Here is a 14,594-nt window from a genome sequence, read left to right as displayed (position 1 = left end):
CGATTACGAAAGCCCCGCCGGAGTTTGTAAGGTTTGCCAAATGCGCAAAAGGGTGGCTCAGTAAGAGAAATCCGCCGCCGCGAGGACCGAGCCGGGATCGCTCAGTGCTAGCATCTCCAGAAGGGCCGCGTGCTTGTCGGGCGCGGCGGCGTAGTAATCCTCCCAGATCCGCATACCCATCCAATAGCCGAGCTCGTTCGGCCAGCCCTCCGGTGCCTCGCCGTAATTGCCGATCCACCGCAGGTAAGCGGCGTTGGCCTCGCCACCCAGCGACGGGTCGGACAGCGCCCGGTCGATCAGCGCGATGTCCGCGGAGAGCATCGCGCGCAGCTCGGCCTCCTTCGGCTCGGCCCACTGCGCGCGGCTTGCATCGGGGGTTTCGCCGGTCACCAGAGCGGCGATGAAATCGGCTGCTCCTTCCATCAGCACGTTTTTAAGCAGCGGGTTTTCGATACCGCCTCGCGCATAATCGCCCTGAAGCGAATGGACCGTCTCATGCGCAAAGAAATGCCGTAGCGTAGTGCGAAATGCTTCGTCGTCGGGTGAGATTGCGCACAGCACTTCGAGGCCCAGAACCTGTGCGCCCGGCTTGGCGGTACCACCCGAAGTGCCTGCCCCGAAAACGATATAGATCTGCGGCAAGCGTGCTTCGGGAAACGCGCCGTGCAGGCCCAGATAAATCGATCGCAGGTCTTTATCGGCCTTGCGCACGAGCGGGAGACAGCGGTCGATCGCCTCGGCATAACGAGACGGATCGTCGGCAATCGCCGCCGCGAGATTCTCTGCCGATACGATACGGTAGGGGATGAAGACGCGGACGCCGAGGCTGCCCGGTTCGAGATAGCGCTGTTGCAGCTGCTCTGCCGTGGGATTGCCGCCGCTCTCCCTGAACACGGCTACGAACCGCGCGACATCTTCGAGGTGGATTGTCGCAGTCAGCGGATTGGCGTCTGGTGCACGCTCGGGAGCGGCTTGCTGGGCCAATGCCGGGTGAGCGAGGCCAAGCGCGAGCAGGGCTGGAAACAGTTTTCGGACCATGCGGCCCGATACCTCGCTTCGCGCGAACCGGCAATTTGCGAAATGGTGCGCTGCGCCGGGTGGCGGGGAAGGTTGCCGATACAAGAAACCCCGCCGGTGGGGGCGGGGCTTCTCGGGTTGGCGGGGCCTGGCTCAGCCCTGGGCTTCGGCGCGCAGCCTCGAAATTGCCTGGTCCGCACGGGCCTGCAACTGCGTATTGCTCTCGAGCGCGGCGGCAATGGTGTTGAAGCGCTGCGGCGTCATCTGTGCCTGCGAAAGGATATGGATCATTGCCTGCTGCTTTTGCGCCGGCGCGATCTCGGCATCCTCGCTGACCCGCTGCATCTGCGATGCGGCGACGATGAAGGTTTCAAGCTCCGCGTCGGTGACGGGCTTTGCCTCGGCCTGAGCTTCCGGTTGCGGCTGCGCGTTCTGCGCGGATGCGGGGTGCGAAGCGAAAGCAAGCGCGGCCGCGCCGACTGCGTAAAGTGCGATTTTCATGAGATTTTCCCGTTCGAGTGAGTCGATAGGGGCGCGCGACTCGCGAGACGGCCCGCCGACTTCAAGCGAAGCGCGGCGGGCCGTGAATGATGTTGGACGAGCCGGGCGTTTGCCCGACGCATAGAGCGATCGGGATCAGGCCTGATTGCCGTTCTTGATCGCGCGCATGGTCTTTTCGCCCTTGCGTGCGTCCTGCTCGGGATTGTCCGAGCCGACAGTCGGTTCGCGATTGTCGGGATCGGTCGCGCGATTGAGATCGGCGCGCGCGCCGACGCGAGTGTTGACATCGCCGCCGGCAGAGCCCTGCTGGTCGGGCGCGGCGTCTTCCGTAATCTCGTCGATCAGTTCGTTGTCGGGGTGGCGCGATTGGCGTTCGGGCATAGAAATTCTCCTTTCCCTCTCAATGGGTAAGGAGGGGCGGAAGTTCCGATTCAGATCAGCCCGAGCCGCTGGAGCTTGGTCGCGAGCTTGCCCGGCAGGACGTCGCCGACCTCTTCGCCCTGCGCCAGATCGCGCGGCGGCTCGCCCTTGAGGTAGCGCCAGCCCTGGTGCGCGCGTTTGGGCTGCGGATAGACCGGGATCAGGCGCGGCTCGAGGTCGATCGACCAGCGACCGTTATCGGTCTCGCTGAAACCGAGGATTTCGCTGCGCGCGACGAGGTTGTGCTGATGGATCCAGAACAGCGATCCGCCGATGCACTCCTCCCACCGGGTGGGGCGATAGCGCGTGGTGAGATTGGGGCTGCGCCGGTTCGCGTACCAGCTTTCGAGGTCGGCAAAGGACTGCGCGCCGAACGCGATCTTGGTCAGGTTGAGCGGCATGGGGGTGAGGTAGGGGCGGGGTGGCGGCGGGGCAAGCCAGGGTGGGCCGGGCGGGCGCTATTCGATGCGGTCCTTTGGGGAAGTCCCGCACGGCCATCTTGGGCGCTCAAGCTGCTTGGGTCCGGCCCTCGCAAAGGCGGGCCGCGCTGGCGAGGTCGACGCGTTCGGCCGGGGACATGGCAAGCTTCGTTCCCCAATATGCGAAGGCACCGCGCCAACCGACATTCGGGCGACGGTTTTCGCCGACGCGATGTTCGTAAACGCTTCGCCAGATATACCAGTCGGCGGTGGCCTGCTGCGGGCCCCCCTCAAGTTTCGCCCTGTCCGCCGGACTGATGCACGCCATTCTGTTTTCGAGCGCGCCGTCTGCTATCGCACTTCTCACGTAGAGCACCGAAGCCAAGCCAGCCAGGTAGACGAATGTCGAAATGAGCAACAGGATCGCTGCTAATCTTCTTATGAGGGCTGGCATCGGGCTGTCTGCGTTGGAGGCCATGTCGGTGTAGTCGTGTGGTATCGGCCTGAGGCAAATCTTGCACTGCGAATGTGAACGGGGCCAATCTCTATCCACCGCCTTTCTCCCCATAGGGAGAAGGATCAGGTTACCAGCCCGCTCGCCACCGCCAGCCCGAGGAACGCGAAGAAGCCCATCGAGTCGGTCACCATCGTCACGAACACCGAGGACGCCACAGCCGGGTCCTGCTTGGCGCGTTCGAACAGCACTGGCACCATCACGCCTGCCAGCCCCGCGGTGACCACGTTGATGACCATCGCCAGCGCGATCACGCCGCCCAGCTTCCAGTCGAACACCAGCGCGGTCGCGAGGCCGACCAGCACGGCGATCGTCACGCCGTTGAGGATCGCGACGCGCATCTCGCGCCACAGGATCTTGCCGGTGTTTGCGCGGGTCAGCTGGTTGGTGGCGATTGCGCGGACGGTCACCGCCATGGTCTGCGTGCCCGCATTGCCGCCGATGCTGGCAACGATCGGCATGAGGATCGCGAGCGCCACCAGCTGCTCGATCGCTGCGCCGAACGCGGCGATGATCAGCGAGGCGACCAGCGCGGTACCGAGGTTGGCGACCAGCCAGCGCACGCGGCTGGAGAAAGCCTCGCGGATCGGCTCGTTGATGTCGCCGTCGCCCGCACCCGAGAGCAGCAGCGCATCCTCGCCCGCTTCCTCGGAGATGATGTGGACCACGTCGTCGACCGTCATCTGGCCGACCAGCCGCCCGGTCCCGTCGATCACCGCAGCCGAGATCAGCGCGTATTTCTGGAACATCAGCGCGACCTCTTCCTGATCCATCATCACGGGGATCACGGTCTGGTCGCGCTTCATCACGTCGGTCAGCGCGATGTGGCGCGGGGTCGTGAGAATCCAGCTGAGCGCACAGGTGCCGACCGGATGATGCGAGTCGTCGACTACGAACACTTCGAAGAAATCGCCCAGCAGCGTGCCGTGGATGCGCAGGTAATCGATCAGGTCGCCGACGGAGAAATGTTCTGGCACGGCCACGAACTCGCGGCTCATCAGGCGACCGGCGGTTTCTTCCGGGTAGGACAGCGCGCTTTCGATGGCCGCGCGGTCTTCCGCCTCCATTTCGGCGAGGACGGCTTCGCGTTCGTCCGCGCCCATATCCTCGATCATCTGGACCGCGTCGTCGGTTTCCAGCTGCTCGGCGATCAGGGCGACGGCTTCGGCCGGCATCCCCTCCATCATTTCTTCGCGGACCCAGTCGTTCAGCTCGGCGACGACCTCGCCGGTCATCAGGTCGCTGATCGCGATGGTCAGGAAGCCGCGCTCGTCGTTGTCGAGCAGTTCGAGCAGGTCGGCGACGTCGGCGGGGTGGAGCGGTTCGACCAACTCGTAGACTTCGCCGCGCCGGTCTTCCTCCAGCGCGAGGCGCACGGCCCGCACATATTCGGGTTTGAGCCGGTTTTCCTCGTCGTGCCGCTCGTCATCGACGCGGTCGTCTGGGCGCCCCCCTTCGTGAGCAGCATCCTCGTCCGCCAGATTGGCGGTGTCGATCGTTTCGTCGAGGAGAGGATCGGCGCTCATGCGTTCCGGCCCCTAAGCTGCGATGCCATAAAAGCAAGCGCGGGCTACGGGGTGACAGGCGCGCGCAGGGCCGCTAGCCGGGGCGCAACGAAACTCTAGGAGACTGCGCAATGGCCGAGAAACTGACCTTCACCCTCGATACCGGCGATGGCGAGAACAAGGATGTCGTCATCAAGCTGCGGCCCGATCTGGCCCCCGGCCATGTCGAGCGGATTACCGAACTGGTCGGCGAAGGCTTCTACGATGGCGTGGTCTTCCACCGCGTGATCCCCGGCTTCATGGCACAGGGCGGCGACCCGACCGGCACGGGCATGGGCGGCAGCGACAAGCCCGACCTGAAGGCCGAGTTCAATTCCGAACCACACACCCGCGGCACCTGCTCGATGGCACGCACCCAGGTTCCCGACAGCGCGAACAGCCAGTTCTTCATCTGCTTCGACGACGCCGAATTCCTCGACGGGCAGTACACCGTGTGGGGCCAGGTCGAGAGCGGCATGGAGCATGTCGACGCACTGCCCAAGGGCGAACCGCCCGCAAGCCCGGGCAAGATCGTGAAGGCAGCCGTTTCCTGATCTGGTAGCCTTCCCCGCTCGTGCTGAGCTTGTCGAAGCACCGTTCTTCTTGAAGAATAAGAACGACCCTTCGACAGGCTCAGGGAGAGCGGAGCCTTCGGCTTATTGGCTCAAGCCGCCACGAACGACCCGTGGAACGAGATCGGCAGCGCATGGCCTCCGCGCCATGTCGCCACCGGCCCGCCCGCTACATCGCCAGCGCGCAGAACGTGCAATTCGGTGGCGCCTGCGGCGAGGTTGAGCGTGGTGCCGACCAGCCAGCCATCGGCCTCGCCCGCGCCGTCTGCGGCGAAGACGAATTCCTCCACCATCTGGCCCGGCCCGAAATCGTGGATCGTGCTGGTCCCGCTGTTCCAGTCGAACAGGCCGACGCCGCGCGCCACCGGGCCCTGGCCATAGAGGGCCGTGTGGATGGTGTAGCGCCGCGCCAGCCCGGCGCGCCGGTGGTCTGCGCGGGGAAACTCCGCCGCGATTCCCGTTCGCACCATCTCGCCACGCCGGTCGGCATGGAGCGCAATCTGCGCGAGGATCGGCAGGGTCACCGGGCCGCGCTGCCCTGCCACCAGGGCGCGTGCGGTCGTGGTCGCGAAGGTGGGGTCGGGCTCGATACATGCCTCGAACCGGATCGTGCCGTCGCTTTCCTCCCACGCGTCACCCAGATGGAAGAACGCGAAGGGCGGCAGCTCGAACAGGCGCTGCTGGCTGAGGTCGTCCTTGTCGAGCACGAGGACCTGCGTGCCCAGATCGGGCTGCCATGAAAGGCCGTCGACGATCGGGAAGGTGTTCTGGGTGTAGATCCACGGCTGGAGCACGATCACCAGATGCCGCGCGGTCGCCGTGAAATCGTGGATGTAGCTTGCGCGGGGCAGGGCGAGCGGAGTTGCCGCCTCCAGCGATCCGTCGGCCGACAGGCGCCAGACGATCGCCTGCGAGCCGGACTGGCCGAGATTCCAGATCCGCCCGTCGGCCTCGATCCGGGGGTGCGCGAGGAAGGGCATGTGCGCCAGCCCCTCGCCCAGCGTCTTGAAGCCGCGCGTTTCCAGTGTGTCGGCAGCGACGCGCATCGGCGATCCCGCTTCCCACAGCGCCCAGAGTTCCTTGCCGACGGGTATGACATTGGTGTTGGCGGACGAGGCATCGTCGTTGTTGCTCAGCGGCACGCCTGCGCCCGGCTCGGTGCCGAAGCCGGGCACAATCATCGCCTGCGCCTGCGCTTCCACGCGCCGCTTGGGCGTATCGACGAACCGCGCGGACATCGTCGCGCTCGCACCGTCGAGCCGATAGCGGCGGATCATGCCGTCGCCATCGAACCACTGGCCCACATCGCCGCCCGGCCTGCGGAATTTGGCGGGGCCGTTGCGATAGAGATCGCCGGCCAGCCCGGCGGGCATCCGGCCCTGCACCAGCTCCATCGTGTGGGGCGCGATGTCGCTTTCGACGTCACGGAAGCCGAGCTGCCAGTCGGCGGGCATTGTCGCGGCAAAGGCGCGTTCGATCGAAAGCTGCGAGGCGGCGATGGTGGTTCCGGCGGCAACGCCAAGCCCGGCGAGCATGCTCCGGCGCGACAGCGTATGGGGCGGTGCAGTGGTCATGGTGGAAAGCTCCCCTTGAACGGTCCTGGCGTCAGCGGATCGTGAGCGTCTGCTCGGCGCCCGAGGCGGTCAGTTCGAAGGCGGCGTCCGCCCACGTGGCCGGACCCATCGACGCGACTGCGTTGTTGGAAAAGGCGAAAGCCTCGGTCGGCATGCCGAAGGGGTTCATGTCCATCTCGCCATTGCCGTTGGCATCGTGGATCGCCTTGATCCCGTAGCGGCCGACTGGGAGCCCTTCGATCGTGATTGTGGTCTTACCTGCGGCAAGATCCACTGTGCCGCCGCGCACCGGCTCTCCGCCGTTCCAGCCTGCTTCGTCGTAGATGCCGAGGAGAATCTTACCCTCGGCGGTCGAGTAGCCGGTGAAGGTGATCGTCAGCGTAGCTGCCCGATCCGGCGCGGCTTCGGTCTGTGCGGCATGTGCCAGAGCAGGAGCCTGCGTGGCAGGCAGCGCGATCAGGGCGATGGCGGTGGATGCAATTGCGAGGGTGACGAGGCGCATGATGGATCTCCTGGTGACCGGAAGTGGCCGATGCACCGGAAGATGCGTTCGCCGGATGCGCCTGTCGCGCCCCTATGCGGAAATGGACGCCCGCATGCGCCGATGGGCGCCAATGGCCCATTCGCGATACGTGAACTGGCAAATGGTGTGCCAGGCGCGTGTTCTAGCTATCGCGTTCCCACGGCGCATTGCCTTCTTCATCGAGCGGCGCGTGGATTGCAGCATCGTAGCGGGCAAGCATTCGCTCGGCATCTGCGCTCTCGGCGAGATGCAGTATATAGGAGCGCTTCAGCGCAACATGTGGATGGCTGGCACAATGGTGGGCGAACCACATTGCGCCTTCTAGTGGCTCGTTCTCGTGCCAGGTGGTCCAGACCGACTCCTCGTCGGGTTCCTCCTCGAAGTCGAATTTCTGGAGCACGGCCCCATCGACGCAATCATGCCAAATGCTGCAATCGACTCCCCATGCGCAAAAATACAGACAGCCAGTAGCCACGAGAGTGTCGGACAGGTCGTTCCGCCATCCTTGCTCCACGCTATGTTCGGCGACCAGCAGAAGAAGGTACGGCTCGGGCCCCAGATCCGGCATCGCTTCGCCGGGGCGGACATGAACATATACCGGCGTCACGAACCCGGCCCGCCAATCACATCTTGTGCCCGTCGTGCATGCGCTCGTCGAAGGTGTAGAAGCAGCTGAAGGTATAACGCATGCCGCTGGTGATTTCCTTGACTCCGTGGAGGTAGCTCGCGGTCGAGGGGAAATAGGCCAGCGTGCGCGGTTTGATTTCGGGTTCGATGCCGAGCTTGGGAAAGTGGATCCGGCCGCCTTCATATTCGTCGTTCAGATAGATGATCGAGGCGAAGGCGCGCCACGGGAATTCGTTGGGGCGTCCGTTGGGCTGCTCGCAATCGGCATGCGGGGCCTGGTTGTCGCCCGGCCGCCAGCGCACCAGTTGCAGCGTATCGGCGTAAATCGGCTGCTCGATGCCGTAATCCTTCGCGATGTGCTTGCCGGCGCGGCGGCGGATCTTCGCCATCAGCTTGAGCACCTTGGGCGGCATGCTCTTCGGGTTGATCATCCGCCCGTTCCACACGTCGCCCTTGGGCAGCTCGTATTCCCACGGCGCATTCGGATTGGTGGCGAAGAACAAGAGCTGCTTGCGCTCAGCCTCGGTGATGAAATCCTCGGCCACGCCGATCGGTTTTCCATCGAGATCGCGCGCGCGGCGGAACATGGTCGCTTCCAACCTAACCTCCCCAAATCCATAGATGTTTGGCGCGCATTTATGCCGCGCCGTGTGCGCGTGGGCAAGAGGCGGAGAGCGGACAGCGTCCGCCCTTTGCGCGCTAGAGCCCGGCCTTCACGAGCCAGTCGTGGAACATGCGTACGGGCCGTTCTTCCAGCGCGCCGGGCTTGCAGACGAACCAGTAGGAATAGGGGCTGTCGACCTCGATATCGAAAAGGTCGGTCAGGCGCGAATCGGACGCGCGGCGCAGGTGATCGTCATGCATGATCGCGATGCCGAGCCCCTGGGCCGCAGCCTCGAGGATCAGCTGGCCCGAATCGTAATGGTCGATCGCGGCGGGTTCGAGATCGTTGAGGTGCAGCGCGCTTTTCCACGCGGTGAAGCTTTCGGGCAGCTCATTGTGAATCAGGAAGGTCTGCTTCGCCAGAACCTCCGCATCGGGCACTGACCCGATCGTCCTCGCCAGTTCGTGGTTGGCGATAGCGTGCACCTTGTTTTCATCCAGCCGCACCGCATGCAGACCGCTCGACGGGCCCCGGGTGAGAATGATCGCGGCGTCCAGCACATCGCCCACCCGGTCCTCCAGATGGGGACCGGTATCGATGTCGATGTGCAGGATCGGGTGCAGGCGGCGCAGTTCGGCGAGGCGCGGGAACAGCCGCTGGGTGCCGAACAGCGGGAGCACGCCAAGGCGCAGGCGCAGCAGCGAGGTGCTTTCGGACTGGCCTTCCACCGCCCGGGCCAGCGCTTCGAAATGCGGCAGCACCGCCTCGTGGAACGCCGCGCCTTCGTCGGTCAGCTGCATCGCCTGGCGCGCACGGGTGAACAGCTTCTTGCCGATGAATTCTTCGAGCGTGGCGATCCGCCGGCTGAGTGCCGAAGGGCTGAGGCTGAGCTGGTTCGCCGCCGCCCGGGCCGAGCCGAGGCGGACGGTGTACATGAACGCTTCGAGCGAACGCAACGGAGGCAAGCGACGATTGGCCATTGCGGCGACCTTTGCAAATTGCCGCGCCGCACAAAAGCGTTATTTTGGGCTAGGGGGGTGTTGCGCGAAACGCACCTTGCCCGATGCCTCGCGCTATTCCTCTTCGCTTGCGGTGGCCGCTTCGGGGCGAGCATGCAGGCGCACCCGTTTCACGTGAGTCTCGTCGCCCTCGATCACCTCGATCATCCAGCCATTGGGATGTTCGACCTGCGCGCCGACCTGCGGAACCTGCTCGGCGAGGATGAAGGTGAGGCCGCCCATCGTGTCGACCGATTCCTCGACCTCGGCCAGCGCCGGATCGATCTGCTTGGCGATGTCTTCCAGTTCGGCGCGCGCGTCGATTTCCCACAGCCCTTCGCCCAGCTGCTGGATCCATTCCTCCGCAGCGTCGTCGTGCTCGTCCTCGATTTCGCCGACGATTTCCTCGACCAGATCCTCGATCGTGATGATCCCGTCGGTGCCCGAAAACTCGTCGACCACGATGGCGAGGTGGATGCGTTTGCCGCGCATGTCGGCCAGCACGTCGAGCGCGCCGCGGCTCTGCGGCACGTAGAGCGGCTGGCGCATCAGGCTGGTCCAGTCGGCGGGTGCGGGCTTGCCGCCGGTCAGGTACGGGAAGACATCCTTGATGTGGATCATCCCGATCACATCGTCGAGCTGCTCGCGGTAGACCGGCAGGCGCGAATGGCCGTGCTCGGTAAACACTTCGAGCAGCTCGGCCCAGGATGCGCTGGCTTCGACCGCGATGATCTGACCGCGCGGGATCGCGACATCGTCCGCGTCGTGCTCGCTGAAATGCAGGAGGTTGCGCACCATCTCGCGCTCTTCGCGCGACAGGTCGCCGTCACCCGGCGAATCGCCGTCGGCGTCGTCGTCGTTCCCCTCTTCGCGATCACGCTCGTTGATCTTGTCCTCGATCTCGCGCCGCAAGCTGCGCTCGCCGCCATTCTGATCGAAGAATCTGCGCATCGCGAGCCAAAGCCCGCGTCTACTGTCCGCATCTCCTGCGCCAGTACCCCTATCGCTATCAGTCTCGGGCATGGCCCTGAAATGCTCTCCTGTTTCTCAAGCGTCCCCATATGGGTCGGGCAGGCCCAGTTTCGCAAGCGCCTTCACCTCCAGCGCTTCCATTTCCCGGGCATGATGTGGGGAAATTTCATGATCGAGCCCCGCCAGATGAAGCAGGCCGTGCACGATAAGGTGGGTTGCATGGGCTTCCAGCGCGATGACCTTCTCGTCCGCCTCGCGCGCGCAAGTCCCGTGCGCCAGCGCGATGTCGCCCAGCAGAACGGGCGGGCCGGCGGCCTGCAGCGCCAGCAATTCGTCCCGCTCGAGCATCGGGAAACTGAGCACGTTGGTGGGCTTGTCCTTCTCGCGCCAGTCGCGGTTGAGGTCGTGCACGCTTTCGTCGTCGGTAAACAGGATGCTCGTTTCGAGGCGTGGATTGCCGAGCGCTGGCTCGACCGACGCGGCGGCTTCGGCCGCGCGAGTCGCAATCGTGGCCCAATCGGCGGCGGGCCAGAATTTCACTTCGATCTCAAGCTGCATCGATCGCTCCGTTCGTCGCCTGCGACGAGCGCCTGACACACCTGCCCCGCCGTGCAAGACTTAATCGTCCGGCACCCTCTCCGAACCATCGCGAAACATGCTGAGACAACGGCAGGAACGCCGAGGCATGCCCGCCGTTTCCGGGGCGAGCGTTGGGGCACAGTGTTTGCGTGACTCGCGGCCAGCGCTTGCTGTAGACGGCGGATCTGGATTGTGCCTGTGGGCGGAGAGGCAAGCTTGGACATCGTTGACCTGAAGCTGGCCGAGATATCGCCTAATCCGTACGTCCTGATGGACCGCGACCTGCGCCTCGTCTGGATGAACCAGGCCTATCTCGCGGTGACGATGCGTTCGCGCGAGGACATCACCGACAAGCGCATGTTCGATGCCTTCCCCGCCGATCCCGCTTCGGAAAGCTACCGCCAGCTCGACGAATCGCTGCGCCACGTCCTCGATACGGGAGAGGCGGATGAAATCGCACTGATCCGCTACGATATCGCCCGGCCGGACGGGACGATGGATACCCGCTACTGGAGCGCGACGCACACGCCGGTGACCGACGGGGATGGCAAGCTGCAATACATCCTGCAGCATACGGTCGACGTGACCGAGTTGCACAAGCTGCGCCAATTGCGCGACGAGATGGGGTTGGTGCGGCGAGCCGAGGCGATCCAGGCGCGCAATCGCGATCTGGAGCGGGAAAGCGAGCGGATGCTCGAATTCTTCAACCAGGCCCCCGGTTTCGTCGCGGTTCTGGGCGGGCCGGACCATGTGTTTCAGATGGCGAACACCGCGTATCTCCACCTGGTTGGCAGGACCGATATCGTTGGTCTTCCTGTGCACGAGGCCCTGCCCGAAGTCGTGGACCAGGGCTTCATTGGCGTGCTGGACGAAGTCTACGCGTCCGGAGAGGTCTATTTCGGCAGGCGTCAACCGGTCGTACTCGAAGGGAGCAACAGCCCGGCGGAAAGCAGGCGGGTGCTCAATTTCGTCTTCCAGCCGATCTTCGACACCGAACGGAACGTGACCGGCATCATCGTGCAGGGCAATGACGTGACCGAAGAGGTCGAATACGCAGATCGCCAGGTGCTGCTCATCCAGGAACTCAACCACCGGGTGAAAAATACGCTCGCCGTCGTGCAGGGGCTCGCGCAGCAGACCTTTCGCGGGATCGACGAGGCGCAAGGTGCAATGGCGACCTACAAGGCGCGGCTGCAGGCGCTCGCTGCCGCGCACGGCCTGCTGACCGCGTCGAGCTGGAGCCCGGCGAAGGTCGAAGATGTAGTGGCGCTGACGGTGGAGGCGGCTGCCGGGGAAGACCTGCGGCGAGTCGAGCTGCGCGGCTCCGGTGATTTCGAACTCAGTCCCGAGGTCGCGCTGGCGCTGACGATGATCGTCCACGAGCTGACGACCAACGCCATCAAATACGGCGCGCTATCGAACGAGGAAGGGCGGGTGACGGTCGACTGGGCGGTCGCCGAGACGCGGATGGACGGCGAGGTTTGCGATCAGTTTTCGCTGACGTGGAGCGAAGCGGGTGGGCCGGAAGTGACGCCGCCCGACAGTCCGGGGTTCGGCACCCGGCTGATCCGCAGCGGCATCACGTCCAAACGCGGCACGCAGGTCGACCTGCGGTACGAGCCCGGTGGCGTCGTATGCGAACTGCGGGTCATGCTGGAATGTCGTGACGATCCGGGCGGTGCACCGGGCGGTGTCAGTTCACCAGCAAAGCCAGATTGACGCGCCCCGTGCCCGACCGGATCAGGCCGATGCTGCGCGCGGCAGCGGTCGACAGGTCGATCACGCGGTTGCCATGGAACGGCCCGCGATCGTTGATCCGCACGACCACGGTCTTGCCGTTGCGCGGGTTGGTCACGCGGACCTTGCTGCCCAGGGGCAGCGTGCGGTGCGCGGCGGTGAGTTTTTGCGGATCGAAGATTTCGCCGCTGGCGGTGCGGTTGCCGGCCAGCTCATTGCCATAAAAACTCGCTTCGCCATCGGCCATCGGGCTTTCGGACGTCGAGGGTGTCGGCGCTGGCCCCGCGGATCGTGCGGGTAGCGGTCGATAAGCTGCGACCGGTTCCGCTTCGATGCTGGCTTTACCGGCGCCGAGCTTCACCGCATCGGGCGATGCGCTTTCGTTGGCGAAGGCACCCGCGAAGGCGGCTGTCGACACTCCCAGAGCCGCGACGCCCGCGATGAGATAGCGCCGCTGCGACTTCAGTCGCATGAATGTGCGCAACCGCTCGCGGCGGCTGGGCATGTGATGGGGTGGGGACTCGGTTGGGCCAGAAATGCTCATGTCTAAAGAAGGGGCTGGCCGAAGCCCTTGTTCCGAGAAAGCAATATTCGTGCGCAAAGGGGTTCTCTGGCGCATGATAGCTGCGGCATAGCGGGATGTCGGGCGAGCGAGCGGGCTCCGGCGCGTGTTGCATCTGCCAGGTTCTGCGCCCCGGATTTACCCGATCTCAAGCAAGTCTGCTCACACCATGCACTCGCTTTGCCCGCATGATGCGGCACAACCGGGAGGTGCGGACAGCGTCCGAGCAGATGCCACAGGCAATACTACCCTTGATGATGAACCTGCTGGTGGCGGTGATGTTCGTCGCCGGTTTCATGGCGGTTGCGCATGCCCATCCGATCGTCCGGAAGGCGCGCTGGTTCGCGCTGTGCTTTCTGTTCGGCATGGCCGAGCCGGTCGCCAATCTGTGTGTCTGGCTCGGCGCGCCCGAGCAGGCGATGCGGCTGGTGGGTTTCACCGCCTTCCTGATCGGGCTTGTCGGCATTTCGCTTGCCCTGTCGCACTACTATGGTCGCAAACCGATGTGGAAAGTGGCGGCGGCAATCGTCTTGGCAGGGTTTACCTATCGTCTGTTGAGCCTTGGTGCGCCCCGCGATGATCTGATGCACTTGCTGGCGTTCCAGGGCTGGTATGCCCTGGGGTCCGCCCTGTGTGCCTATACCACCCGACGGCATGCAACGCCTTCGCCGCTGAACTCCATGCTCTATCTGTTGTTCCTGCTGTGGATGGTGCATTTTCCGCTGAAGGCGTTCGGCGCGCTCTATCTGGGGAACGGCCAGACAGAGTCCGAGTATTCCAGCACGCTGTATGCCGTGATTTCGCAGACGACGAGCGGCGTGTTGATGATCGCCGGGGGCCTGGTGATCCTGATCGGCCTGTTGCAGGAAGTGGTTCACAACACGCAGCAACAGGCGAATTCCGACGCTTTGACGGGGTTGCCCATCGGCGTGCGATCGACGAGTGGTTCGACGCACAGGCGCCCGACGACGGGGATGAACCGGTCGCCGTCGCGGTGATCGACATCGATCGCTTCAAGCAGTTCAACGACCGGTTTGGCCACGATGTCGGCGACGAGGTGCTGCGGGCGGTCGCCACCTGTCTCGATCGCAATCGACCATCCGCCGCCCGGCTGGCGCGGCTGGGCGGGGAAGAATTCGTCGCCCTGCTGCCGAAGGATGAGGCATCGGCGCTGCACAGTTGCGAAAGCATGCGGCTGGCGATCTCGCGCCTCACCTTTGCCGAATCGGAGGCGGTGACCATCAGCATCGGCCTGTCGCAAGCAATGCCGGGAGAGCCGATGGGCGCGGTGCTGCGCCGGGCCGACCAGGCGCTCTACCAAGCCAAGGAACGGGGCCGCAATCGGTGCGAGGCCGCGGCGGTTGGCGATTATCTCGCTGTACCGGCCGCGCGTGCGCCCTCGCTCAAACTGGTGTCGCGCGCCTGACGCGC

General features: G+C 64.7%; 18 protein-coding genes. 4 read left to right on the top strand and 14 right to left on the bottom strand.

The features are described from left to right. Positions 1 to 57: 57 nt before the first annotated feature. The 6 genes from AAG612_RS07875 to mgtE form a co-directional block, all read right to left on the bottom strand. Positions 58 to 1,038, bottom strand: a complete 981-nt coding sequence (locus tag AAG612_RS07875) for a DUF2268 domain-containing putative Zn-dependent protease (protein WP_342509015.1) — start codon at positions 1,036 to 1,038, stop codon at positions 58 to 60. 132 nt (positions 1,039 to 1,170) lie between these two features. Next, a complete protein-coding gene (locus AAG612_RS07870) occupies positions 1,171 to 1,518 on the bottom strand; it encodes a DUF4168 domain-containing protein (protein WP_342509013.1) in 348 nt (115 codons plus the stop codon). A 135-nt stretch (positions 1,519 to 1,653) separates the two neighbouring features. Continuing rightward, positions 1,654 to 1,899 carry a hypothetical protein gene (locus AAG612_RS07865; RefSeq protein WP_342509011.1) on the bottom strand — a complete coding sequence of 82 codons (246 nt, stop codon included), beginning with the start codon at positions 1,897 to 1,899 and terminating at the stop codon, positions 1,654 to 1,656. Between the two features lie 50 nt (positions 1,900 to 1,949). After that, positions 1,950 to 2,339 carry a DUF1489 family protein gene (locus AAG612_RS07860; RefSeq protein WP_342509009.1) on the bottom strand — a complete coding sequence of 130 codons (390 nt, stop codon included), beginning with the start codon at positions 2,337 to 2,339 and terminating at the stop codon, positions 1,950 to 1,952. Positions 2,340 to 2,445: 106 nt separating this feature from the next. Next, a complete protein-coding gene (locus tag AAG612_RS07855; RefSeq protein WP_342509007.1) occupies positions 2,446 to 2,835 on the bottom strand; it encodes a hypothetical protein in 390 nt (129 codons plus the stop codon). A 101-nt stretch (positions 2,836 to 2,936) separates the two neighbouring features. Beyond that, positions 2,937 to 4,397, bottom strand: a complete 1,461-nt coding sequence (mgtE, locus tag AAG612_RS07850; protein ID WP_342509005.1) for a magnesium transporter — start codon at positions 4,395 to 4,397, stop codon at positions 2,937 to 2,939. 110 nt (positions 4,398 to 4,507) lie between these two features. Between mgtE and AAG612_RS07845 the strand changes: the two genes are divergently transcribed. Beyond that, complete coding sequence (locus AAG612_RS07845; RefSeq protein WP_342509003.1) at positions 4,508 to 4,969, top strand: peptidylprolyl isomerase; 462 nt, start codon at positions 4,508 to 4,510, stop codon at positions 4,967 to 4,969. Between the two features lie 110 nt (positions 4,970 to 5,079). Here the strand turns inward: AAG612_RS07845 and AAG612_RS07840 are convergent, their stop codons facing one another. The 7 genes from AAG612_RS07840 to ybeY form a co-directional block, all read right to left on the bottom strand. Then, positions 5,080 to 6,561, bottom strand: a complete 1,482-nt coding sequence (locus AAG612_RS07840) for a carotenoid oxygenase family protein (RefSeq protein ID WP_342509001.1) — start codon at positions 6,559 to 6,561, stop codon at positions 5,080 to 5,082. 31 nt (positions 6,562 to 6,592) lie between these two features. Further along, on the bottom strand, positions 6,593 to 7,063 hold the full coding sequence (locus AAG612_RS07835) for a DUF2141 domain-containing protein (protein ID WP_342508999.1): 471 nt from the start codon (positions 7,061 to 7,063) through the stop codon (positions 6,593 to 6,595). Positions 7,064 to 7,226: 163 nt separating this feature from the next. Next, entirely contained in the window at positions 7,227 to 7,691 is a 465-nt protein-coding gene (locus AAG612_RS16310; RefSeq protein WP_425341840.1) for a DUF7684 family protein, read from the bottom strand. Between the two features lie 16 nt (positions 7,692 to 7,707). Further along, positions 7,708 to 8,298 carry a 2OG-Fe(II) oxygenase gene (locus tag AAG612_RS07825; protein ID WP_342508995.1) on the bottom strand — a complete coding sequence of 197 codons (591 nt, stop codon included), beginning with the start codon at positions 8,296 to 8,298 and terminating at the stop codon, positions 7,708 to 7,710. A 112-nt stretch (positions 8,299 to 8,410) separates the two neighbouring features. Further along, on the bottom strand, positions 8,411 to 9,295 hold the full coding sequence (locus tag AAG612_RS07820; RefSeq protein WP_342508993.1) for a LysR substrate-binding domain-containing protein: 885 nt from the start codon (positions 9,293 to 9,295) through the stop codon (positions 8,411 to 8,413). Between the two features lie 93 nt (positions 9,296 to 9,388). Continuing rightward, positions 9,389 to 10,336 (bottom strand): hemolysin family protein, encoded by a 948-nt coding sequence (locus AAG612_RS07815; RefSeq protein ID WP_425341839.1) that lies wholly within the window; start codon positions 10,334 to 10,336, stop codon positions 9,389 to 9,391. A 24-nt stretch (positions 10,337 to 10,360) separates the two neighbouring features. Further along, positions 10,361 to 10,843 carry an rRNA maturation RNase YbeY gene (gene ybeY / locus AAG612_RS07810; RefSeq protein WP_342508989.1) on the bottom strand — a complete coding sequence of 161 codons (483 nt, stop codon included), beginning with the start codon at positions 10,841 to 10,843 and terminating at the stop codon, positions 10,361 to 10,363. A gap of 237 nt (positions 10,844 to 11,080) precedes the next feature. On the opposite strand from ybeY, the gene AAG612_RS07805 reads away from it, so the two are divergent. Then, positions 11,081 to 12,583 carry a sensor histidine kinase gene (locus AAG612_RS07805; protein WP_342508987.1) on the top strand — a complete coding sequence of 501 codons (1,503 nt, stop codon included), beginning with the start codon at positions 11,081 to 11,083 and terminating at the stop codon, positions 12,581 to 12,583. Here the strand turns inward: AAG612_RS07805 and AAG612_RS07800 are convergent. Continuing rightward, positions 12,558 to 13,145 carry a septal ring lytic transglycosylase RlpA family protein gene (locus AAG612_RS07800; RefSeq protein WP_342508985.1) on the bottom strand — a complete coding sequence of 196 codons (588 nt, stop codon included), beginning with the start codon at positions 13,143 to 13,145 and terminating at the stop codon, positions 12,558 to 12,560. The genes AAG612_RS07805 and AAG612_RS07800 overlap by 26 nt on opposite strands. Positions 13,146 to 13,417: 272 nt before the next feature. Between AAG612_RS07800 and AAG612_RS07795 the strand changes: the two genes are divergently transcribed. Beyond that, positions 13,418 to 14,161: a hypothetical protein gene (locus AAG612_RS07795; protein WP_342510348.1), complete on the top strand. Its 744-nt coding sequence runs from the start codon at positions 13,418 to 13,420 to the stop codon at positions 14,159 to 14,161. Then, positions 14,098 to 14,589 carry a GGDEF domain-containing protein gene (locus AAG612_RS07790; protein WP_342510319.1) on the top strand — a complete coding sequence of 164 codons (492 nt, stop codon included), beginning with the start codon at positions 14,098 to 14,100 and terminating at the stop codon, positions 14,587 to 14,589. Before AAG612_RS07795 ends, AAG612_RS07790 begins: the two co-directional genes overlap by 64 nt. Positions 14,590 to 14,594: the final 5 nt, after the last annotated feature.

The organism is Citromicrobium bathyomarinum (assembly GCF_038594605.1).
Lineage (GTDB): Bacteria > Pseudomonadota > Alphaproteobacteria > Sphingomonadales > Sphingomonadaceae > Alteriqipengyuania > Alteriqipengyuania bathyomarina_B.
This window is presented reverse-complemented; position numbering and strand designations above follow the sequence as displayed.